We start from the raw sequence: 22,853 nt of genomic DNA, 5'->3' as shown, positions 1-22,853 counted from the left end.
CAGTCCTCAAAACATTTTGCCATTCTCACTCACTTGTAATTATCAGATGATTGTGATAAAATGAACTCACAATTCTATATGGTGGGTTAGATTACTTTCCACCGATAAAGGCAAACCAGTCGAAAGGCTGGGACGCAAAGCTAAAGGGCCTGTAAAATGGCAGCCAGCTACCGAAAGGAGAGTTTTTTGTGTTAAAAAAACTTCTGTCTATGATCGTGGCAGCGACTGTCTTGGCCGCACCGGCAGCTTCCTTTGCCGCTCCATCTGACTGGACTGTGAATAGTGCCAAAGCCGCAGACGGCGTTGTTGAACTTAAAGTCAACGTCAACACGACTGCTAAATTGAAAGTCCTCGTTCAAAAAGGCGACACCAAGTACTACTATGATGTGCAGTCCCTCGCGGATGAATCCATCCCGCTTCAGATGGGCGACGGCACATACACCATCGCTCTACTCAAGAACGTTTCAGGCACCAGCTACACGCGCTTGGATACCCTTACTATAAGCGCATCTGGTATCCAAAGTTTTGAACCGTTTTTGACCTCCAATCCAATCGTCAAGTTTTCTACGAATAATGAAGTAGTCGCACTCGCAAAGAAGTTGACCGAGAACGCCAAAACCGACGAAGAGAAAATCAAAGCGGTGTATACCTATATTACCAGGAATATCAAATATGATTACAATCGTGCAAAGACAGTACAAAGTGGATATGTGCCTGATGTGGATGCTGTTCTCGCAGCGAATGCCGGCATATGTTACGATTACTCCGCAGTCATGGCCGCCATGCTGAGAAGTATTGATATACCTGCTAAAATCAATATGGGCTATAGCAAGTACATCACAATATACCACGCGTGGAATGAAGTTTACTTAAGCTCCGATGACAAGTGGATTACGATCGACACTACTTATGACAGTGCTTATCTAACCGCAGGTAAAACCGTCAATATGATAAAGAACGCTGTCGACTTCACGACACTTAAAAGTTATTGATTTAGTTAACATTTCTAATTGAAACCGGATAATTCTTTTTATGTTTTCACAACCCAAAATTCGCTATCTTTTGGAGTTAAAAGACTAAAATGAGGTAAAATCGCTGAAACGCTATAAATGCCGTTTCAGCGATTTTTTTATCTTTATACTATCTTCATTTTTTGTCTATACACAAAGCTTATTCATTATAATAATTGTTTTGAGTATTGATTTTTTTGTTATAAAGAATGAAAAGTTTTCTAAGGTGAAATCGTACGATTATATCCATCATATCGAAAATTTGCATGTTGAATATCAACCCATGCATGATAGCATACTCTCAAATTTTCAAAATATGTACCAATTTATTATCCGAATTAGTGAGCGTATTAGAATACATACCACCAATATTTACGATCAAGTTTAACTCTATTGCCTTCGTCTTCACTTTCAAGCATTTCTTATGCTTATCTATGAAAAAAGTCAATACTGTTTAAGAGTCTTTCACTTCTCATTATAAGGTTATATTGATGTCATATTCCTTAAACTTCTCTTCCAACCAAGATGATCCTTGAGACTGAATTTTTTGATTAAGTAGGACATCTCGAACTTCGTCCTTTTTGCTTTCAAGAGTTGCTTCGATCGCTTCTTTCTTCTCATCCACTATGAGAACGTGATAACCAAAATCGGTTTTTACAGGACCTACCAACTTGCCAATCTGCGCTGCAAAAGCTGCTTGCTCAAACTCAGGAGCCATTTTGCCACGACCAAACAATCCCAACTTCCCACCGTTCTCCTTAGTTGATGTATCAATAGAATATTCACCCACAAGGGTCTCAAAAGATTCCCCAGCATTCAATTTATCTAATACCTCTTTAGCAGTTTCTAACGTCTCAACAAGAATATGTCGTGCGCTGACCTGCTCCTGTTGATCAAAGGAAGTTTTGTTTTTAGTGAAATAATCCAAAATCTCAGCCTCAGTGATCTCAATGGTTGGTTCTAGAAGTTTTTTGATCGTGAGGTTTTTCTCAATATTACCCCTCAGGTAATCCATGTCAAATGAACTTGATGCAAGAGCAGCCTCTAATAATTCTTTGCCACCATACATTTCTTCGTAGGTCGCGACCTCCTCGTCAATCTCAGATGTTTCAACCTTGATGTTATTTTTTTGCGCCTCCAGCTTGATAATCTTCTCTGAAATCAATGCATCGACAACTTGTTCACCGCCCTGCTTAACCAAATAATTGTACAGTTCGTCTTTAGTGATCTTTTCCGAACCGACTGTTGCCACAGTAGTTCCACCGCCTGTCAGTCCGGAGGTGCCTGCGCCAAAATAAATAATCGCAGTAAACAAGCTGCCAAGCACAATTAGGGTAATGATAATTTTTAAATTGTTCTTCACTTTCAATTTGCCCCTTCCAAATTATAATTATCTCGAAACAAAATGTATCTTTCATTTAATTAGACATTAAAACAATATAATACATTAGCGATATTTGAATTGATTTTACTAAAGATAATTAGGGGAATGATTAACTCATTTCATGAAGCAAATCAAGCCCATATTTGTTGAAGTTATCTTATTCTTAACCTAACCATGTAAAAGGTTCTTAAATATTTTTAGTTCGTGCTAATGATAAAATTGACGTCGAAGACAGTAACGGCGAATTAACAAGTGGATTTCTATTAAACAACTATATACTCCAGATAAAATGACATTCTTTAAATTTGCCACGTTGTGACATAAAAAAAGAAAAAATATTTTAGTGTTATCAATTTACCATTTAATAATTGCTATCCGAGAATTCCAAGTCGTCATCATTAGTTAGGAATAAGTGTGCTACAAAGCCGTTTGGGTCTAGATGATTTCATTTTAACCAAGGTGACGGATCGACAAATTCACCATTTTTTCTTACTTCAAAGTGGAGATGCGGTCCAGTTGACAGTCCGGTACTTCCGGCTTTAGCTACTAGCTGTTCTCTTTTTACCTTGTCACCAGTTTTAACGACTAACTCCGAATTGTGCGGATATAGGGTGACAATTCCACTACCATGATCAACCATAACTGTTTTCCCATATCCCCCCTTCCATCCTGAAAAAATGACTTTTCCTGCCTCAGCAGCTACAATTTTGCCTCCTGTTGGCACAGCAACATCCATCCCTGTATGTAGCTTTTTAGTCTTCAAAATTGGATGAATTCGATATCCAAATGGAGACGTAATACGACTATATCCTGGTGCAGGCCATGCAAATTTTCCACCTTTGTATATATCATTCGATTGAAGCTTTCTTATTTCAGAGGCTATCTCTTTTGCATACCGGTTTAGTTCATCTTCTTGCTGTTCAAGTTTTTTGTTATCTGTCAAAATATCTTTTTTGATCTTTGCTAGTTCACCTTGATTTAATTCCAACTCTGATTGCTCTCTCTCCATCGCATTTACCATTTCTATCAAAGTATTTTGTTGGTTTTCAAGCTGTTTTTTACTGTCAACTATCCCCTCTCTCTTTTCTTTCATAAATTCCAACAATTCCCTGTCGTGATCAACTATCAATTTAATCATGTCCAGTCTTGTCAGCATGTCTGTAAAGTTTGTGGAATCAAGCAAAACCTGCAAATAACTTACATTTCCGTTTTTATACATCACTCTTAATCGAGTGCCTAGTACATCATTCTTCATCGCTATCTTATTCTCTGTCTCTTGTAATTCTTGTTGAATTTGAAGTATTTTTTCTTCTGTTCCAACTATTCGAAGGCTAATTTCCGCCATTTCGCTTTTTGTTAGTTCGATTTTATTATTGATATTTTCAATCTGATTAGAAATGCTCTTTTCTTTCTTCTTATTCTCAGTTAATTTGCTTTTTATCTTGTTAATCTGTTGATTTAATTGATTTAATTTACTCTGACTACTCAAACCATCTTGAGTGTAGCCAGCTGTCACTGTTGCTGACACAAGTACTAAAGAACAAACTATCATCAATAATGTTTTGAATTTCAAATCTAGCCCCCCACTGTACATGCGTTCATTTATCTTTACGTTTCCAAATTTGTAGTCTTTATTCTATTTAAGGTTTTTTTGTAAAAGTTATTATCCAATTTACAAATAAATCTAGATATTGTGTGAGAAGTCAAATTAATATATACACTTCATTAAACACACTAGAATCAGCAGCAAATCAAAATGAAATGTTGCTTATCATTTTACTTTGTTGCTGACTCTAATATGAAATCTATTGATTATACAAATAATTATATTCAAATAACTTCTGGCATCTTATAAATTCTTGGTATTCATTACTCTCATTGCATTTAGAACCGCAATTATTGCGACACCTACGTCCGCGAAGACTGCCTCCCACATTGTTGCAAGTCCACCTGCACCCAATACTAGAACAACTCCTTTCACAATAAAAGCTAAGGATATGTTCTGAAGTACAATGCTTCTGGTCCTCTTCGAGATCTTAATTGCACTAATTAGCTTACTTGGTTCGTCAGTCATGAGTACAACATCAGCCGCTTCAATAGCTGCATCAGATCCAAGTCCACCCATTGCAACTCCAACATCTGCTCTTGCAAGAACTGGGGCATCGTTTATACCATCCCCTACAAAAACAGTGCATCCTTTTGTTGCTTTTTCTTTATAAAGCAGCTCTAACTTTTCAACTTTTTGATCTGGAAGCAGTTCCGAATAAACAACATCTAATCCAAGTTGCTCACCGACCTTGTCGCCAACTTTCTTATTATCTCCCGTTAGCATTACTGTCTTCTTTACTCCAATTTCCTTTAGCCCTCTAATAAGATTTTTAGAGTCCTGTTTAATTTCATCTGAAATGACTATTGATCCAGCGTATAGTCCATCTATCGCGATATAAACAATAGTGCCAACATCATCATTCAAGTCAAAAGCTATTTTTTTATTAGTCAAAAGACTTGCGTTTCCTGCTAGTATTTCCCGGCCATTTACATTAACTTTAATTCCCAAACCAGGAATTTCCTCATGACCATTTATGCCGTTTTTGTCAATTTCCTTCCCATATGCTTTCATAATAGATTGGGCAATAGGATGATTGGAATAGTTTTCAGCATGAGCTGCACTCTCGAGGAGTTCTTCTTTTGATATTCCATTAATAGGATTTATCTCTGTTACTTTAAATACTCCTTTTGTCAAAGTTCCAGTCTTATCGAACACCACAGTGTCCACATTATTTAGAGCTTCTAGATAGTTGCCACCTTTTATGAGAATACCATTCTTTGACGCTCCGCCAATTCCTCCAAAGAACCCTAGAGGAATTGATATAACCAAAGCGCAAGGGCAAGATATTACAAGGAAAACTAGAGCTCTATATATCCACTCAGAAAATGTTGCACCATCTATAACCAATGGGGGAATCAAGGCTAATGCAAGAGCTGCAATTACTACAAATGGTGTATAAATTCTTGCAAATTTTGTTATAAACTGCTCCGTAGGAGCTTTCTTACTACTTGCGTTTTCCACCAACTGTAATATTTTTGAAACTGTCGATTCACCAAACTCTTTTTTTACCTCTATTGTCAAAAGTCCATTTTTATTGATGAATCCACCGTATACCTCGGAGCCCGCTTCTACTTCACGCGGAACTGACTCTCCTGTCAAAGCAGATGTATCTACCATTGACATTCCCGCTACTATAGAACCATCAAGCGGAATTTTTTCTCCTGGTTTTACAACTATAAATTCTCCAATTTTTACATCATCTGGCGCAACTTTTTTTAACTCATTTCCAACCTTCAAGTTTGCGTAATCAGGCCTTATATCCATAAGATCGGCGATAGATTTTCTCGACCGATTCACAGCCATATTTTGAAAAAATTCACCAACTTGATAGAACAGCATTACCGCTACACCTTCAGGGTATTCACCAATAGCAAACGCACCGATGGTAGCAATTGACATAAGAAAATTTTCATCAAAGAGCTGTCCATTCCTTATATCTTTTATAGCACGCAGCACTACCTCACCACCTGCTATCAGATACGCAATAATATACAACAGAAACTCCAATTGATTTGGAAGCGAGAAAACCAAAGCCACAGCAAAAAGGATTCCGCTAATAGCGAGCTTTAATAACTGCTTCGCACTTTCACCATCAGCATGTTCGTGCCCTTTTACTAATTTGTCTGATTCATCTTTTACAATTACATCTGGTTCAATTTTCTTTATCAAAGCCTTAGTTGTTTCAATTATATTAACAATATCTCTACTGTTTGACTCTAAAACAAGCTTGCCAGTAGTAAAATCAACGCTTGCATTCTTTACCCCCTCAAGTTGGTTTACTTTGTTTTCAATTTTTAGTGCACAATTTGCACAGTCAAGACCCTCAAGCAACAATACTTTTTTTGTATATTTCAAATCTACTTTTTCTGATACAGTTACACCTGGTTCTAGCTTTCTCACAATTTTTGTTGCACTTTCAACAACTTGATTTTTTGAATCTATGCTTACCAGCTCAATTTTCAAAATTTTTGTAACAAAATTTAGCGATGATTCATTAACATTATTAAGCTTCATTACTTTTTCGTTTATTTTTTCAGCACATGATGCACAGTCAAGTCCTTCTAAAACTAGCTCTACAGTGGTCGCTTTCAAAATGCATTCCTCCTTATCACACATATTTTTAAATTAGATCACTTTTCATTATTATGGATCATACCTTGATTTAGTATGAGCTTTACATGCTCATCAACTAAAGAATAATATACAATTTTCCCGTCCCGTCTATTTTTAACAAGTTTAGCTAGCTTTAGAACTTTTAGCTGGTGCGAGATTGCAGATTGAGTCATATTTAGTAAACATGAAATGTCGCAAACGCACATTTCTGATTCTTCTAGCGCCCATAAAATTCTGATTCTCGTGGAATCTCCAAATACTTTAAATAATTCTGCAAGATCAAAAAGCACATCATCCTGTGGCATTCTGCATTTTACTTGATTCACCACTGTTTCATGAATTGCTTCGCAATCACATCTCTCAACTTGTTGTTCTCTGTTAGCCATAACAACCACTTCTCCTTAATCGGAACATTTGAGCAACTGTTCATATATAAAACCATACTATAAACTCATTTTATTGTCAATACTCACTTGAATATCTGTTCAGATAAAGTCAGAAAGGTGATGTGATATTTAGGAACCCGTGATAATCTATTTAATCAATCAAGGAGCATTATAATTCAAAATAACACTAAATCCCCAGTGTTCAAATCCGTTATTGCGAAGTAAGAAACAGTAATAGTGATTTCATTGAATCATCTATGGCAATAAAAAATTCTTATATGTATTGGACAATTTATCTCTGGATAGAACGGCCGTTAGTCTAGTGGGGACAGATCTTGAATTCACTAGAATTGAGTTTTTTTCTTCCAACGTATACTTCGGAAGTAAGTCCGATTAAACTAGTCTTACAAATAAACATGAAAAGCTCGTATACATTAACGCTATTAAGGATTTGCTGAGCGAAGTTAAAACCATTGATAATAAAAACTTTTAAGCGATTTTTCTATCACAATAAATACAAGGAATTTAGTATTTCTCCCATAAAAACCAGCAGTTGGTAACAACTCATGTAAATAACGAAAACCAGCCAATTCTAAATATCCAATGAATTTTTCTTCAGTTCGGTGAACAACTTAATAAAAGCACTTGCTAAGTTAAATGGCCAAGCTTTTGCCTTGATCTGATTTCGAGGATGTGTTCACTAAAATTTTAAATTCCAATAAGAGTTAAATAAATATTTTCCAATCGGTTTGTATTTGGGGTGCTTTTAATTCCAATGGTAAACACAATACATTAACTACTTAATCGACTAATTGATTAAAAAAGAAAAACAAATAAGCAGACCTCATCAGCCTGCTATTTCATTAATCACTTCAATACAATCCTAACATATCAAATTCCCTTTGAACTTTTATGTATTCTTAACTAAATTACAGATCGCACAAGGTGGAGTCTATTTTCGAAAGATGATATAAAGTAATCAATTATAGGGATTATGCTCTTATAACAAATGCAATCTAAGTAATAAAGTAACTATTCCCTAAATCGAACTTTAAGGAGTAGTTGCCACAACTTCTGTTCCCGATAGAAAAATCACTCTGATCTGCCCATCTACCCCCACCTCAATATGACTTAAGACCTGAATCATTAACTCGTATGAAAGCTCTTCAATAACTCCGACTTCTCCTACCAGCCTCATCAGCTCTTTTGCTCGATAAGCCTTTAAAATATCTCTCCGTTCAATAACCCCTAGCCATTCGGCTTCATACAGCTCTTTATTTTCTACGAGATGGTTCCAGGCATCTACGAAGATTTGCTTAGGATCATCACGGTTTAATCTCGTTTGATTAATACAGTCGCATCCAGCTTTCTTCGGCTGCCGATATCCGGTTCTATTCATTGAACACTCATAATAAGCTGTTCCTTTATCTATCAATCGATTTGAAACCTTGATAACAAATGAATGATTGCAATGTCCACATATTATTTTCCCTGTAAGTGGTAGTGTATCTTTGTATTTGAAACTTTGATATCGGGTCACAGAATGCTCTTCACAATAACTTTTGCGCAACTCAATTTCTAATTGTACACAATCCCAAATTTCTTTATCGACAATAGCAGGATGACTGTCTTTACAATAATATTGAGGTACCTGGCCCTGATTCTTCACTTGCCTTTTATTCATAGGATCAGGTGTTATTTGGCGCTGAAATAAAGTATCACCTGAATACTTCTCATGAGTCAGCAGCACTTGAATATGTGACGTCATCCATTTTTTACCTCGTATCAGCGGTATTTTTTCTTCATTAAGCTTATCAGCAATTCTATTGGTGCCATTTCCTGCAAGAAATTCTTTATAAATCCTTCGTATAATGGCCGCTTGTTCTTCAATAATGACAACTTCACCCTTTTTATTCTTTGAATATCCGGTTATATTGTGCCACGCAATTGATCCGATATCACCCTTTTCAAACTTTCTTCGTTTACCCCATTTGACATTCTCAGAGTGAGAAATGATTTCCTGCTGCGCAAGTGCCGCCAGAAGCGAAAGGAGCAGTTCACCTTCTTTTGCTAGAGAATGTAGATTCTCTTTTTCAAAATAGACATCCACATTGAGCATTCTTAGCTCCCTTATAGACTTTAAACAGTCCAGTGTATTTCTTCCAAACCTCGAAATGTTTTTGGTAATGATCATGTCAATATGACCATCTCTTGCATCCCGGAGCATGCGCATAAAAGAATCTCTATTCTTGATACTTGTGCCCGAAATACCCTCATCAGCATAAATCCCTGCAAAGTCGTATGCCGAATTGCTTTTGATCATAGACTCGTAATAAGATATCTGAGCAAAGTAGCTATCTAGTTGTTCGTCACTATGTGACGAAACTCTACAATATGCAGCAACGCGCTTCTTAACGCTCTCATTCTTCCTTTCTATATTCGTTAACGGGTATAAGACTGTAATTTTTTTTGGACTTCCCTTTTGAACCATCTTGTGATTTCACCTCCATAATAACCATGGGTTGTGTAATTGGCGTTACCTTGTGAATCTCAAGTATTTTTTTCTCAGGCACATTAATACCAATACAAGTGGATTTTTTATAATCTCTAAACCTGCCACAGCTCCAGTAAACTAATCCCCTGTGATTTGTCGTATGGTAGAGAGAAGACCCACAATGCGGGCATTTGAGGAGTTTTGAGAATGGATACCGGTTGCTTCGCGCTTTTCTCATCTCCTGAACCTTTTCCCAGTCCTCCCTGGATATGATCGCTGGATGATGATCCTTCACAAAGTACTTGGGAAGTTGTCCTATATTCTTTACTTCCTTTCCATTTTCATTGACGTATGACTTTTGCATTAAAAGATCACCACAATACTTTTCATTGGAGAGTATTCGTTTAATTTTGTCTTTCCCCCAAATATTTTTACTAAAGGTTGGCATCCCTTCTTCGCGAAATTCTCTCACTATGTCATTTATTGACTTACCACATAGATATCTTCCATACACTTCACGGATTATCCATGCTTGATGTTCATCGATTTCGAGCTGGCCTTTATCATTATTGCGATACCCTACGAGTCGATTTGCACTTATTTTTACATTTCCGCGCTTAAATCTATTTCTCCATGACAATTTATTGTTCTGAATTGTCGATTTGAGCTCTTCTTCAGCAAATGCGCCAATGATAGTTAGCATCATCTCCCCTTCTGAACTGAGAGTGTTGATATTCTGCTCTTCGAAAACCACACCAACGCCGATGTCTTTAAGTTCACGAACGACCTCAAGCAGCACCAGTGTATTTCGCGCAAATCGTGATATGGATTTCGTGAAGATCAGATCAATCTCACCTGATCTTGCCCGATTGAGCATTTCCTGAAAACCAGGACGATTGACATTTCCACCTGAAATACCTGCATCAGAAAACACCCCTACAAATGAATACAAAGGGGAATAAAACCTCCGATGGTAATACTCTGTCTGATTCCGTAAAGAATCTAACTGTTCTTCACTCGGTGTTGAAACTCGTACATATGCACAAACTCTAGTCAGGCTCGGAAGCGGCATAGGTATTTTCTTTTTAGCAATCTCTGTAACGATAGGTTTCCTCATGACTTTTCACCTCCTTGTAAACATAAAAAATTACCATACCGCTACACGTAGTAATCGCTCAGGTAAGGCAATAAGTCAAGTTATATGAGGCATCGCCGAGATATCGAGCATAATATAGAATAATGTAATTAGTTAGGACACGAATAATCCATATACGCATGAATTTCGGCCCAAAAAATCAAAAATAAGCCCAACTGGGCACAATTCCCATTTTGCACCCCTCAAAACAAAAATGCACCCTCCCCTTACTTCAAATCGTTGAACATTTGAAAGGGAGGGTGCATTTTATCAATTGTTGTGGGTGTTTCCAAGAAGAGGCCCGCTCCATCTCCGAAAACGTGGCATGGGGCCACCGCAAGCGTTTCGCCGATGGTAAAGTCACTATGCCTTATAAGCATTTCCTCGGCTATGAAAAAGGTGAAGACGGTACACCTAAAATTGTAGAAAGCCAGGCGGTAGTAGTGCGGCTAATCTACCGCTTATTTATAGAGGGAAAAACGTGTTCCTACATTGCACGCCACCTGACTGCTAAAGAGATCCTCTCCCCTGCTGGCAAGAAGAGATGGCAAGTTGGAACGGTTGAGTCCATCTTAACCAATGAGAAGTACTCTGGCGATGCCATACTTCACATCTGTAAACACCTATTGATAAAGACCATTTATCAGCAGGTGTTTTTATTTTGCCCTCAAACCTTTGAAACAAGCGACCTGCGGGGTTTCTCGCAAGAACGCTTGTTTCACAATTTTTGCACTATATTTCCATTTTAATCATTTTAACCCTTTTGTAGTGTATTTTACTTAAACTTAAATCGTTGAACATTAGCGGAGTTTGTCAAGGTAGTTGTCGCAAATCATCTTTAGAAATATTGACCGGATTAAGCCATACCTCACCGGGCAATGTCCAATCTCGGGTCTTACCTGACCATCTCTGTGGTGCCTTTGCTTTTGCTAGCTCATAAACCTTGCGGCGTGCTTCAAGAACGCTATCTGCTTTGCCGGAGTGCACTTGATTGGGTGTTAGAAATTTGATGCCACTATGGTGATGTTCGTGTCGATACCAGTGTACGAACTGGAGACACCATTTTCTGGAAGCTTCAAGTGACACGAATCCCTTTGTTGGATATTTGGGACAATATTTGCATGTTTTAAAAATTGATTCTGAATAAGGATTATCATTGCTTACGCGAGGTCTGCTCCTGGAGGGCGTGACACCCAATTCATATAGTGTTGCCAGCATCGTGGAACCTTTCATAGGACTGCCATTATCAGAATGTAGTATGAGGGGCGTTTGGTGGGCTCGTATGCCTTGAGACATTACCGCTTTACGAATCAGGTGGCTTGCGTGTTCTGCTGACTCGTCTTCCCATACCTCCCAGCCTACAATATCCCTGCTAAAAATGTCGATGATGAGATAAAGAAAGTAATACAGTCCTTTGATTGGTCCGGGCAGGTATGTGATATCCCAAGACCAAACCTGATTGGGCTTTGTAGCGCAGTGGCTTGCCTTAGGCTTGCCAGAAGGGCGCTCTGCACGTCCTCGATAGTGTTGCTCACCCGCACGGCGCATTACCCGGTAGAAACTTGATTCCGAAGCAATATACTCTCCGCGGTCAGCTAAAGCCGGCACAATTTGACTGGGTGGCTTGCTGGCGAACTCAGGCTTGTTGATCGTTTTGAGGATAAGGGCAACCTCGTCCGCCTTCAGTTTACGATCAGATTCATATTTGGTTCTCAAAGGGCGTTGATCTTCTTGATGTGCATGTGGATTTTTCCATCTTTGAAGCGTTCTTGTTGTTATGCCTAAACACTCGCAGGCTTTGAACTGGCTTGCTCCGGATTGTACTGCTTCGTCTACCAGCTGGATTATCATAGCGCGATCTGAGGGGCTGGTCATTCGTCCTCGTCTGATGTTCCCCAAATCGCTTCGGCTTTTTTTCTTAAGATCAGCAGCGCGGCGGCTTCCGCTAATGCGGATTCCTTACGCTGCAGTTCCTTACGTACTTGGCGCAACTCCTTCTGGAGTGCCTTGTCTTGTTGAACCAACTCAGCGACTTGGCTTGGTATGTTGCCATTGGCGCTCATACAGTTTTCCTGCCATTGCTTCACCTGTTCAGGATAAAGTCCCTTTTTCCGACAGTACTCCGATAACTCAACCTCATTAAGGTTCATCGTTTCCACTACGATTAGAAACTTGTCCTGGCTGCTCCACTGATCAGCCGGTTCTTCGTTGGCAGGAGCAGCATATCCGTTTGCTCTTAGTTCATTTCTCCATTTCTTGAGTGTAGCAGGTGCGACGCCAAGTGTTTCACTAATCTTGCTCAGTGCTACGTTCTCAGGCGGCAACATCATACGAATTGCTGTTTCCTTTACTCTTCTTGTGTAGGCCATTAGTAATCCCCCAATCGATTCTATTATAGGATACTTTTTTTAATGGTCTACGACAACTATTGTGACACATAGGGGGGTCTTAAAAAGCAATTTCTTATGATTTCTCTTTTCACAGGTTTACTTGGATTGTCATCTTTAATTGCTGGTCTAATACCAGCAAACTTGTTTTGGGTATTTTGCATACTGGTCTTTCTAATGGGATCAACGGGTTCGGGGTTCAATATCCCTTTTACCGCGTATATTCAACGGACTGTTCCACCGGAAAATCTAGGGAAAGTCTTATCACTAATTACAAGTGTCATGAGTTTCGCGGCTCCGGTTGGAATGTTTATTGCTGGACCAATAGCTGAAATCATCGGAGTCAGCAATTGGATGATAATCGCTGGGGTCTTAATGATTTTTATCGGAATTATGAGTTATGTAATTACAAAGGAATTTGACATCAATAGAAGCCACGAGGTTATCAAAAATGAAATCTAGAATCATGAAGGCTATTATTGGCAATCTAGTTAACTAGAGGCGCAACAGCTCATTTTTCTGTAAGTATTGATTTATCTAAGGTTGTGTTCACCAATCCAAATTTTTACTTTGGGATTGTTCTTAATTCATGGCGCACATAATAAACCTATCCATTTTTTGTTTCTGATTTGGATTATGCCGTTTTCCTATACTCGACTATGCCAGTTTGATTCTTGATATTTTTAGGATGCTACTTGTTCAGAGTGATTCCCATTGCCATGAGAGTAATGTCTGAAATCACACGCTTCATTCCTCGATATCTAAAACTGTCATGTCTCAGTCATCTTTTAACTTCGAAATCATACCTTCTGCCTGAATCGATCGACTGATTCGCTGAGCAATTCCGACCTCAGTTGTGATGTTGTAGTTTGATTGTCCGCGAAACGTCTCAAAGTCAGGTGAGTATTGGATGGTTTTCGATGCACCACCATATGCTTTTCGGCTTTTGATGCATTGACTATTAAAGGGACTCCCAATGCATTCATAACATCTATAAGTACGAAATGGATCCTGATATCCTGAGTCATATTTACGGACTCGGTTTTTAGTTCTTGTTAGTTTTATTCCGTTTTTGCAGACATAAGCATCTTCTTTTTCCAAATAGGTCATGTTCTCTCTTTTGTTGATGTCTTTGGCCTTCTTTTTTTTACTGCTCTTGAAGTTTGCTGGCTTGATGTAGGTTATCAACTGCTTTTTATTGAGATAGGCATAGTTTTCAATGCTTTCGTAGCCTATATCCGCTACGATATTAATCAGGTGTTTTCCATATCGCGGCATCATTTGCTCTAGAAATGGCTTATGGGTATGCAGATCATTGCTCTTTTAACTGCCCATGACACCAACGATGAATGCGCCACTGGAGGCCATTTGAATGTTGCATGCTAGCCTCAGCTGCCCATTAAGCATGTGGTCTTTCTTCATCCGCATGAAGGTCGCATCGTGATCCGTCTTGGAATAGCTGTTACGATTACCCATGATTCTCAGATGTTCCTGATATTTGACCAGTTTATCAAGAACCTCTTTAAAGTATTCATAGTCCCTTTGGTCTTGAGTTTTGCGTTTCACAATCCCATGTACAAAGAGGATCTTATTGCTGCTACAAATATTTCGGATGCGGTTAAACTCCCGCTTCACATACTGCATTACTTCATCCAGGCTGCTGTCTTCAGCCAGGCTCAATTCCATGATGATCCGCTCCTTGAGTTTCTGTTGATATTTTTCTACGGACTTACGCCACACAAAGGTATATCGTCCAGCCATAGCTTTAATTTTAGTACCGTCGATGTAAATGCTTTTCAGATTTATATGCCCCTCACCAATCAGAATCTCGACAAACTGAGTCAGCAAATCTGGCGCGTAGCCTTCTAACGTCTTGCGGTGGCGGTTTATTGTGCTGTGATCAAGTGCTTTTTGAACTTGGAGCAGGAAATGTGCTCTAGCATCATAAGTGCAAAAATCTTCAATTTTGCGGCAGGAATAAATCCCTTCGCTGTAACAGCACAATAGGATCTTCAACATGGTAACTGGGTCAACAGCTGGTTTTCTACCCAAAATGGAGTAGGTGCTTAACACAGAATCTAATTTCATCTCCTCAACGATTTTGCACACCAGTCTAACCTTACTATCCACTGGAATGTATGTGCCCACATCAAATTGCATTCATAGTTGCATTGAGCGGACATTTTGGTTAAAATAGACATGAGTTAGATTGTTCGTCATAAAACAATTTCAACTCATTAGAACTGGCTCTGCGAGCCAGTTCTAATCATTTTGACAAGCAAAAATGGACTATAGCAAATCAAATATGATTTGCTATAGTCCATTTTTATTTGGTGCTATTTTGCAACAGCACCCGTCTTTATTAGTTGTTTAAACCCAATATTTGGTTTGAACTATTTTCTATAAGTCTAATTCTCCAACAATAGATTCTACAACATCAATGATTTTTGAACTTCTAATAATCTGTTCGCTTTTGCGAATATCGAGATAAACTTCTCTATCTTCTTCCATCATTCGAATGGATTTTCTTATTTCATTATATGCTGCCTTTGATCCTTTTCCAAGTTTTGATGGATTTCGGAAGTCAATGCCCTGAGCAGCAGATATTAACTCGATCGCAAGAACGTAAATTGTATTTTTGAGAATTTCATTAGCTTTTCTTGCAGCAATTGTACCCATACTGACATGATCTTCTTGATTGGCTGATGACGGTATAGAATCTACGCTTGCGGGGTGAGCCAGCACCTTATTCTCAGATACTAATGATGCTGCACTATATTGAGCGATCATTAGCCCAGAATGTAATCCTCCTTTTGAAGTTAGAAAAGCTGGTAATCCATTGTTTAATTGCGGATTAACAAGTCTTTCTATCCTTCTTTCTGATGAATTTGCAATTTCGGCGACAGCTATTCCTAGAAAATCAAACGGCAGCGCCATTGGTTGACCATGGAAGTTCCCACCCGAAATCGCTACATTATCTTCAGGAAATATAATTGGATTATCAGTGACAGAGTTAATTTCTATCGCAATTCTTTCTGCTATATAGTTTATAGCGTCTTTGCTTGCACCGTGAATTTGAGGAATACAACGCAGTGCATATGCATCCTGAACTCGAACCTCACCTTGTCGGGTCGTGAGTTCGCTATTCTCAAGGATCCTAAGTAGATTTGAGGCAGTATCAATTTGACCTTTGTGTGGCCGCACCCTGTGAATACGCGGATCAAATGCATCAACAATTCCAGTGAGCGCTTCAATTGTTAATGCAGCACTAATATCAGAAAGCTTAAGTACCTGTTTGGCATCATATGTCGTTAAACAACCAACTGCTGTCATAACTTGTGTGCCGTTGATCAGAGCAAGTCCTTCCTTTGAAGTCAGTTCGATAATTGGTATTCCTGCTCTATCCATAGCTGCTTTTCCAGGTAAAACTTCGCCATTATAGATTGCTTCTCCGCACCCAATCATAACTAATGCCATATGTGATAAGGGCGCTAAATCACCACTTGCTCCAAGTGAACCTTTTTCAGGTATCAATGGAGTAACCCCTTTATTAATCATTTCAATAAGAGTTAATACTGTTTCCAGTCTTATTCCAGAGTATCCTTTCGCTAAAGCATTTACCCTTAACAGCATTATAGCTCGAGATGTTTCTTCGTTGAAAAAAGGACCAACCCCACAAGCATGGCTGACAATTAAGTTGCGCTGCAATTCTTTGGTTTCGTTTTCAGAAATTGGAACATCTGAGAACTTTCCAAACCCAGTTGTTATTCCATAAATATTTCTCTTTTCTCTTACAAATTGATCAACAATTTCACGAGATTTATTAATTGAAACAACAGCAGCTTTGTCAAGTTCAACTGCAACATTGAACCTAGCAACATTTATGACATCTTGAATTGTCAAATTTTGACCATCAATTTTAATTATATTCATTGATAACACTCCTTATCTTTTAAAAACAGCATATACATTCATCTGCAAAGACTAATAATATTAATGAACAACTTTATAAGTTTATTTTTTTATTACAATATTAGGGGTCCAACAATTCCAAAAATCACCAGAGGAATGTTATAAGCTATAAATGTTGGAACACAAGTATCCCAAATATGGTCATGCTGACCATCTGCATTTAATCCCGCTGTTGGGCCCAAAGTTGTGTCAGATGCCGGCGAACCTGCATCACCAAGAGCCGCTGCTGTTGCAATTAGAAGAATGGTAGCTTTTGCACTGAAACCGAGTGTCATAGCTAGAGGAACATAAATTACAGCAAGAATTGGAACCGTACCAAAAGATGTGCCAATTCCCATAGTAATCAGAAGCCCAAGTAATATCATTACTGATGCTGCAATAAATTTACTTCCGCCAATAATACTAGCTGAAGCTGTAATAAGTGTTTCAACACCTCCTGTAGCTCTCATAACCGCAGCATAACCTGATGCAATTAACATTACAAATGCAATGAATCCCATAATTCGAATGCCACCATCTACCATTTCATTTATATCACTCCACCTAATTACGCGTGTTACCACCATGATGCCAAGACCAATAATGGCACCTAGTGGTAATGATCCTAATGTAAGTTGAACTACTAGAGCAGAAACACCTGCCAATAAAGTGATATAATGAACCTTCGTAACCTTCAAATTACCATTGTGTTCTAAATTGTCGAAATTTACGTCATCAATTCCTTCAATATCCTTATAAACTCTTGGTTTTCGATATATGATGATTGAAATTACCAGTCCTGCAAGCATTGTTAAACCCGCAATCCAGTTTGATTGCCAAATCATATCCATTGTTACATCTAAACCACTTGCAGCCATTTGATCTTTTATTATATTGTGGTATATTATACCAAATCCAACTGGTAAGGTTATATATGGTGTCTTAAGTCCAAATGCCAGCGCAGATGCCGCTGCCCTCCTATCAAGTTTCAGACGATTCATTAGAGGCAGCAATGCAGGGATTAAAATCGGAATAAATGCAATATGCACTGGAATAAGCGTCTGAGATAAAATAGCTGCAACTGCTATAATGACAAGCAATAAGTACTTTCTACCCTTAATCAATTTTGCTATCATTAAGGTGAGTACTTCAGCAGAGCGTGTTTTATGTATTGCAGTAGCTAATGCCCCGAGTAACACATAACTTAAAGCTGTTTGAGCATTGCCGCCCATTCCTCCGATCAGTGCTTCCATGGTAGCTTCAAGAGGCATTCCGGCTGCGAAGCCACCAACAAGTGCAGCAATAATTAAAGAGATAATTACGTTTAGTTTGAATAGGCACAATAAGGTCATAACAACAACTGAGATAACAACAGGATTTGTAAGTAATTCCATGAATTTTCCACCAATCTCAAATTTTACGAAAATGCACTGTTCATGATTCTTTACAACAAATAACGAATCGCTAATATATCACCTCTAGATATTCGACATAATGGTCATTGAACTTCCTTGAAGAATTTTCTTATTTTTCAACAACCATAATAAACCAAGATATTTTATTAAATGTATACTGTTCCTTCACTGATGATTGTAACTTCAGTTGAAATGTAATTTTTATCAGCAACTTCGACGTCAATAATTCCGCCACTTTGATGAACCCTTGCACTTTTTATTCCCATATAATTATTTAGATGAATCCCGAGCGAAAGACTTCCAGAACCGCATGCTCTTTCAAAATATCTCGAACCGGTATCTTTTACATAAACATATGGTTTGATTTCAAAGTTCGTTTCGTCAAGTCCTTTAAATGGAATGATGCCTAGTGCGTTTGCTGCGATCCTGTCAATTAACGAATCCATAATTTCATCAAACTCTTCTTTTTGAACAGCGTAGTCAGTGATAAAATGACTAATACCATTCATTACGACTAAATTTCCTGATATAACCTTATTGTTCAGATCAATATCCAATGGTAATACATCGAGTGGATTTGGCACTTCCCCCCAAACTCTAAAGCGATTGGAGTTTACAGCTGTGGTTTTACATTTCAAAGAATTGTTTGAACCGGATGAACTGACAAAGAAATTATCCTCTGCACAGATACCTTTATATCTGCTATATGCAGCAACTGATAAAAGTGCATTTCCACAAAACTCTCCACCCGCCATCCAGATACCAACACATGAGTCATTATGTTTGGGTGGTATTACAAACCCAACTTGCTCTGCATATAAAGATTCATATCGCATCACTGAATTTGCTACTTTAACGTAATCTTTCGAATCAACAAAATCTGTTATTAAAATTGTCATATTTTGTGACGGGCTAATTTTTACATAGTTCAATTTCATTTCATTCACCACCATAGTTTTTTAGAAGCAAACAACCGTTTTGTTTATTATACTGTCCTTTTACCTCTTTTTGTACAGTATACTTTACGTATTATTTGACATCAAGTACTTTTTTCTATTTTGTCTATTTTTCTGTTGTATTGTATAGTATTATAGTTGTCGACTCACAAAAGTTATATTGACATGAGGTGTGAAATGTATATTGGCAAACAATTAAAAAATTTACGAATTGAAAAAGGACTTTCAATTCGAGATATTTCAAAAAGTGTAGATCTATCACCTGCGGCTTGGAGTAATATCGAACGTGATGTAAATAGCCCAACCCTTTCAACATTAACTAAAATATGTGATGCTTTAGGCGTGCATCTTGTAGATTTATTACAGCAGTGTACAAACGAAAATCAAAAAGAGAAAATTGTTTTTAAAAAAGATGAAAGAAATCAGATCACTATTTCAGGAAAATCAAATATTAAATATGAACTGGCTTCTATTTCAACAAATAGATTTCAGATCTTGGTCGTTAAAATGGACAACAAATGTGATTTTGGTTATTTATCGAATGAGTATCCTTACGATGAAATTGCTCTCGTAATAAAAGGACGTATGGAACTTGCGGTAGATGATACTGTTTATATTTTAGATGAAGGTGATAGTATTTATTTAAAAGCAGGATTAAAATACCAGTACAGAAATCCGAACAACTCACCATGTGAAGCAATTTGGGTAATTCAAGGTGTCCGTAGAGAGATTAATGAATAAATACTGTTGACATTTTAACGCAATCATAAAGTTCTAAATGGATAATTGACTTATTAAGAAGATAAACTGAAGGATCCCTGTATTGCACCTCGCTCGGGTGCACGAATATACCTTTTGCACACTCAAAAATAAAAATACACCCTCCCCATCCTATTAATAATTGAACAATAGGTTGGGGAGGGTGTATTTTATTAATTGATGTGGGGTCTTCCCAAAAAAGAATCATGACTATGCCATGGGCCGTTTTTCGTTGGAGTGTTACTCAAGCCACGAATGACTCTATTGAATATTTATAAGCAAACCTATTTCGGCGGAAAATGAGATATAATATCATTAATGTACAATAAAAAATTCACTCTGAACCTGTTCGAAAGGAGCACAACAAATGTCCTATAAATATAGAAGCCAAATATTCACTTTGATTTTGGCAATTGCAATTATTGCCGGATCAATATTATCTGTTGGAGCACCTTCCTTTGCCGCAAATTTTAGAGATATTGAGAACCACTGGGCTAAGTCCTATGTAGAAACAGTTTCAACCTACAATGCTGTATCCGGTTATCCGAATGGCACTTTCAAACCCAATGACAGCATCAAAAGAATTGAATTTATTGCAATCATCGTCAATTCACAAGGGGGTGCTGTTCGAACTCCATTTCAAGGTGAGTACTGGGGGCAACCCTTCATTGAAGCAGCCATTGAAGCTGGCCTGATCCGCTCGAATGAATACGGGGCTATGGATGACTCCACCTTCAACAATAATATTTCAAGAGAAGAAATGGCCAGTATCGTCGTCAATGCTTATACTAAGTCCAGAAAGCTGCCGGATCCTGTAGTCCTTAATGAAGCAAGTTCAAGATTAAGTGACATGGGGGCCGTATCCCCTGGTTATTACGAGAACGCAGTTGCTTCTGTTGCACTGGATTTCATATCAGGTTATACGGACGGAACCTTTGCGCCTAAACACTATGCCAGCCGGGCGGAGGCTGCAGTGTTGTCTTATAAGCTCCTCGTAAAACTGGGCATTATTACAGATCCCGAGCTCCCCCTAAATATTGTGCTTTCTAAAACCACACTTAAACAGGGCGATTTATTAAAGATCTCAATTTATCATGCAGCAAGTGGTTCTGAACTATCACTGGTTCAAAATCTGTATCCAAATTTCAAATGGTTTGATCACAACAGTGTGATCCAAGGGTATATCCCAACCAACTACAGTACGGCTCCTGGCAGATATAGTCTTAAATTTATCGATTCTGAAACCGGCATCAAAATATCAAAGGATATTGAAATTGTTGCTAGGGATTTCAGAGTTCAAAAACTAACAGTGGATCCCAATATTGAAGAAAGTACAAGAAATGATGATGCCTATGCTGAATACAATAAATATTTCACCCCTTCACGGGAGCTGTCTTCACCTGAAAAATATTATGCAAAAGCCTTTATCTTGCCCACTCGCGGAAGGCTTACCACTGAATTTGGCGAGTCGCGAACTGTCAACGGCGCTCTAACAACTTACAGGCACTCTGGCATAGACATTGCTGCGCCTCGAGGCGCTGAAGTATTATCCGCCAACACAGGCAAAGTTACTTTGGCAATGCCGCTGATCTTAACAGGCAACAGCATTGTTATTGACCACGGTGAAGGGCTGTTCAGTGTTTACTTTCATCTTGATAAATTAGTTGTTTCAGAAGGGCAAATTGTAGAACGCGGACAGTTAATTGGAACCGTTGGATCGACCGGTTTTTCCACGGGGCCACACCTTCATTTCACGATGTCTTATTATCAGTTTAATATAGAACCGGGCTTTATACTTTATGATAGGAGCATTACCAAGGATAATTATCTGGAGCTCATGAAGTGAGTGTTCGGAACAAAAAAAGATCATGACTTCGCAGTCATGGTCCTTTTTTGTTGTTCATAAATCATCGTATACGTTTAAACAAAATAAGATTACTTATTTATGAATAATCGCTCATTAAATCCAGCATTACCTTCTTAAGCGGACTCAGCTTATTTTCTACAACATCCCAAATTATATTGATGTTAATTCCAAAATATTCATGAATGAGTATGTCCCTTAGTCCTGCTATTTTTCTCCACGGAATATCATTATATTCTGCTCTGACTTCAGCTGGAAGTTTCATAACCGCTTCACCAATAATTTCTAAATTTCTTACGACTGCATCTAATACTATCTCATTTTGATTAAATTCTACTTTGCTCATCCCGAAGGTGTATCTCTCAATTTTTTCAATCGCGTTTAATGTGTCCTCAAAGTATGCTTTAAGCTCCCTTTGCATATTTCACACTCTCCACGATCGATTTTTTCAACGCTTCTTTAATCACGCTTGAAATTACTACGTCAACGCGTCTCGCAAAGAGATCCTCAAGATAAAATTTCAAATCCATATAATTATCAAGTGTTTCCTGGTTTTCTTCAAATTCGACCAATATATCAATATCGCTGTCAGAAGTCTGCTCACCTCGAACATAGGAGCCAAAAACCCCAATTTTCTTTACGTGAAATTTCTCGATCGAACTCATATTTGAGTTCAACGCATTCATAATTTCTACTATAGAATAAATTCTTGGCCTCCAAAGTTGTGACTTTTACTTCTTCATGTTTTTAGCGCCAAAGATGAAATTTTGATCAATCTTTTTCTATTTCATATTATATCACCTAATTCATTTCCTTACAAAAACACCTTTGTGTCAAACCTTTTGTTTCCAATTCAACTAATTGAACGGGGTCTTTTCTTGCTACAAAGT

The 22,853-nt window shown here is 38.0% G+C and carries 19 protein-coding genes, 1 pseudogene and 1 riboswitch; of the genes and pseudogenes, 5 read left to right on the top strand and 15 right to left on the bottom strand.

Annotated features, from left to right (window positions below; translation table 11 throughout):
* The first annotated feature begins 99 nt into the window (after nt 1-99).
* Nucleotides 100-175: riboswitch (cyclic di-GMP riboswitch) on the top strand.
* A 13-nt stretch (nt 176-188) separates the two neighbouring features.
* On the top strand, nt 189-992 hold the full coding sequence (locus tag AC4PHM_RS00370) for a transglutaminase-like domain-containing protein (protein WP_492018919.1): 804 nt from the start codon (nt 189-191) through the stop codon (nt 990-992).
* Between the two features lie 493 nt (nt 993-1,485).
* Here AC4PHM_RS00370 and AC4PHM_RS00365 read toward each other — a convergent pair whose 3' ends face one another.
* The 6 genes from AC4PHM_RS00365 to AC4PHM_RS00340 form a co-directional block, all read right to left on the bottom strand.
* Complete coding sequence (locus AC4PHM_RS00365; protein ID WP_492018918.1) at nt 1,486-2,373, bottom strand: peptidylprolyl isomerase; 888 nt, start codon at nt 2,371-2,373, stop codon at nt 1,486-1,488.
* Nucleotides 2,374-2,839: 466 nt separating this feature from the next.
* The gene (locus AC4PHM_RS00360; protein WP_492018917.1) at nt 2,840-3,967 is read right to left on the bottom strand and encodes a murein hydrolase activator EnvC family protein; all 1,128 of its coding nucleotides are present in this window, start codon (nt 3,965-3,967) and stop codon (nt 2,840-2,842) included.
* Between the two features lie 276 nt (nt 3,968-4,243).
* Nucleotides 4,244-6,595 carry a heavy metal translocating P-type ATPase gene (locus AC4PHM_RS00355; protein ID WP_492018916.1) on the bottom strand — a complete coding sequence of 784 codons (2,352 nt, stop codon included), beginning with the start codon at nt 6,593-6,595 and terminating at the stop codon, nt 4,244-4,246.
* A 38-nt stretch (nt 6,596-6,633) separates the two neighbouring features.
* Nucleotides 6,634-7,002: an ArsR/SmtB family transcription factor gene (locus AC4PHM_RS00350; RefSeq protein WP_492018915.1), complete on the bottom strand. Its 369-nt coding sequence runs from the start codon at nt 7,000-7,002 to the stop codon at nt 6,634-6,636.
* 1,051 nt (nt 7,003-8,053) lie between these two features.
* Nucleotides 8,054-9,493, bottom strand: a complete 1,440-nt coding sequence (locus AC4PHM_RS00345) for a recombinase family protein (RefSeq protein ID WP_492018914.1) — start codon at nt 9,491-9,493, stop codon at nt 8,054-8,056.
* On the bottom strand, nt 9,423-10,613 hold the full coding sequence (locus AC4PHM_RS00340; protein ID WP_492018913.1) for a recombinase family protein: 1,191 nt from the start codon (nt 10,611-10,613) through the stop codon (nt 9,423-9,425). Before AC4PHM_RS00340 ends, AC4PHM_RS00345 begins: the two co-directional genes overlap by 71 nt.
* Nucleotides 10,614-10,891: 278 nt before the next feature.
* Here AC4PHM_RS00340 and AC4PHM_RS00335 point away from each other — a divergent pair, with 278 nt between their 5' ends.
* A complete protein-coding gene (locus AC4PHM_RS00335; RefSeq protein WP_492018911.1) occupies nt 10,892-11,380 on the top strand; it encodes a recombinase family protein in 489 nt (162 codons plus the stop codon).
* 64 nt (nt 11,381-11,444) lie between these two features.
* Here the strand turns inward: AC4PHM_RS00335 and AC4PHM_RS00330 are convergent, their stop codons facing one another.
* Nucleotides 11,445-12,506 (bottom strand): IS3 family transposase, encoded by a 1,062-nt coding sequence (locus AC4PHM_RS00330; protein ID WP_492017500.1) that lies wholly within the window; start codon nt 12,504-12,506, stop codon nt 11,445-11,447.
* Nucleotides 12,503-13,000: a hypothetical protein gene (locus tag AC4PHM_RS00325; protein ID WP_492017501.1), complete on the bottom strand. Its 498-nt coding sequence runs from the start codon at nt 12,998-13,000 to the stop codon at nt 12,503-12,505. Before AC4PHM_RS00325 ends, AC4PHM_RS00330 begins: the two co-directional genes overlap by 4 nt.
* A 90-nt stretch (nt 13,001-13,090) precedes the next feature.
* On the opposite strand from AC4PHM_RS00325, the pseudogene AC4PHM_RS00320 reads away from it, so the two are divergent.
* Nucleotides 13,091-13,480 (top strand): annotated as a pseudogene (locus AC4PHM_RS00320) (MFS transporter); the annotation flags it as partial.
* Nucleotides 13,481-13,795: 315 nt separating this feature from the next.
* Here the strand turns inward: AC4PHM_RS00320 and AC4PHM_RS00315 are convergent.
* The 5 genes from AC4PHM_RS00315 to AC4PHM_RS00295 all read right to left on the bottom strand — a co-directional run bounded on the left by AC4PHM_RS00315 (nt 13,796) and on the right by AC4PHM_RS00295 (nt 19,322).
* Nucleotides 13,796-14,299, bottom strand: a complete 504-nt coding sequence (locus tag AC4PHM_RS00315) for a transposase (RefSeq protein ID WP_492018910.1) — start codon at nt 14,297-14,299, stop codon at nt 13,796-13,798.
* 42 nt (nt 14,300-14,341) lie between these two features.
* Complete coding sequence (locus tag AC4PHM_RS00310; protein ID WP_492018909.1) at nt 14,342-15,178, bottom strand: transposase; 837 nt, start codon at nt 15,176-15,178, stop codon at nt 14,342-14,344.
* A gap of 240 nt (nt 15,179-15,418) precedes the next feature.
* On the bottom strand, nt 15,419-16,951 hold the full coding sequence (gene hutH / locus AC4PHM_RS00305) for a histidine ammonia-lyase (protein ID WP_492018908.1): 1,533 nt from the start codon (nt 16,949-16,951) through the stop codon (nt 15,419-15,421).
* 92 nt (nt 16,952-17,043) lie between these two features.
* Nucleotides 17,044-18,363: a Na+/H+ antiporter family protein gene (locus tag AC4PHM_RS00300; RefSeq protein ID WP_492018907.1), complete on the bottom strand. Its 1,320-nt coding sequence runs from the start codon at nt 18,361-18,363 to the stop codon at nt 17,044-17,046.
* A gap of 167 nt (nt 18,364-18,530) precedes the next feature.
* Entirely contained in the window at nt 18,531-19,322 is a 792-nt protein-coding gene (locus AC4PHM_RS00295; RefSeq protein ID WP_492018906.1) for a histidine racemase CntK family protein, read from the bottom strand.
* A gap of 195 nt (nt 19,323-19,517) precedes the next feature.
* Here AC4PHM_RS00295 and AC4PHM_RS00290 point away from each other — a divergent pair, with 195 nt between their 5' ends.
* Nucleotides 19,518-20,081 (top strand): helix-turn-helix domain-containing protein, encoded by a 564-nt coding sequence (locus tag AC4PHM_RS00290; protein ID WP_492018904.1) that lies wholly within the window; start codon nt 19,518-19,520, stop codon nt 20,079-20,081.
* Between the two features lie 418 nt (nt 20,082-20,499).
* Complete coding sequence (locus AC4PHM_RS00285; RefSeq protein WP_492018903.1) at nt 20,500-21,945, top strand: peptidoglycan DD-metalloendopeptidase family protein; 1,446 nt, start codon at nt 20,500-20,502, stop codon at nt 21,943-21,945.
* Nucleotides 21,946-22,042: 97 nt separating this feature from the next.
* Here the strand turns inward: AC4PHM_RS00285 and AC4PHM_RS00280 are convergent, their stop codons facing one another.
* Together AC4PHM_RS00280 and AC4PHM_RS00275 are read right to left on the bottom strand one after the other, a co-directional pair.
* Nucleotides 22,043-22,384, bottom strand: a complete 342-nt coding sequence (locus tag AC4PHM_RS00280) for a HepT-like ribonuclease domain-containing protein (protein ID WP_492018902.1) — start codon at nt 22,382-22,384, stop codon at nt 22,043-22,045.
* A complete protein-coding gene (locus AC4PHM_RS00275) occupies nt 22,368-22,628 on the bottom strand; it encodes a nucleotidyltransferase family protein (RefSeq protein WP_492018901.1) in 261 nt (86 codons plus the stop codon). Before AC4PHM_RS00275 ends, AC4PHM_RS00280 begins: the two co-directional genes overlap by 17 nt.
* Nucleotides 22,629-22,853: the final 225 nt, after the last annotated feature.

It is taken from the genome of Acidaminobacter sp. QWL-03, assembly GCF_058683855.1.
This window is presented reverse-complemented; position numbering and strand designations above follow the sequence as displayed.

What these genes read in the sequence shown, in the direction of transcription:
- AC4PHM_RS00280 (WP_492018902.1), bottom strand. Translation starts at nt 22,384, where the DNA reads ATGCAAAGGGAGCTTAAAGCATACTTTGAGGACACATTAAACGCGATT.
- AC4PHM_RS00290 (WP_492018904.1), top strand. Translation starts at nt 19,518, where the DNA reads ATGTATATTGGCAAACAATTAAAAAATTTACGAATTGAAAAAGGACTT.
- AC4PHM_RS00330 (WP_492017500.1), bottom strand. Translation starts at nt 12,506, where the DNA reads ATGACCAGCCCCTCAGATCGCGCTATGATAATCCAGCTGGTAGACGAA.
- AC4PHM_RS00345 (WP_492018914.1), bottom strand. Translation starts at nt 9,493, where the DNA reads ATGGTTCAAAAGGGAAGTCCAAAAAAAATTACAGTCTTATACCCGTTA.
- AC4PHM_RS00275 (WP_492018901.1), bottom strand. Translation starts at nt 22,628, where the DNA reads ATGAGTTCGATCGAGAAATTTCACGTAAAGAAAATTGGGGTTTTTGGC.
- AC4PHM_RS00325 (WP_492017501.1), bottom strand. Translation starts at nt 13,000, where the DNA reads ATGGCCTACACAAGAAGAGTAAAGGAAACAGCAATTCGTATGATGTTG.
- AC4PHM_RS00310 (WP_492018909.1), bottom strand. Translation starts at nt 15,178, where the DNA reads ATGCAATTTGATGTGGGCACATACATTCCAGTGGATAGTAAGGTTAGA.
- AC4PHM_RS00295 (WP_492018906.1), bottom strand. Translation starts at nt 19,322, where the DNA reads ATGAAATTGAACTATGTAAAAATTAGCCCGTCACAAAATATGACAATT.
- AC4PHM_RS00315 (WP_492018910.1), bottom strand. Translation starts at nt 14,299, where the DNA reads ATGATGCCGCGATATGGAAAACACCTGATTAATATCGTAGCGGATATA.
- AC4PHM_RS00300 (WP_492018907.1), bottom strand. Translation starts at nt 18,363, where the DNA reads ATGGAATTACTTACAAATCCTGTTGTTATCTCAGTTGTTGTTATGACC.
- AC4PHM_RS00340 (WP_492018913.1), bottom strand. Translation starts at nt 10,613, where the DNA reads ATGAGGAAACCTATCGTTACAGAGATTGCTAAAAAGAAAATACCTATG.
- AC4PHM_RS00350 (WP_492018915.1), bottom strand. Translation starts at nt 7,002, where the DNA reads ATGGCTAACAGAGAACAACAAGTTGAGAGATGTGATTGCGAAGCAATT.
- hutH (WP_492018908.1), bottom strand. Translation starts at nt 16,951, where the DNA reads ATGAATATAATTAAAATTGATGGTCAAAATTTGACAATTCAAGATGTC.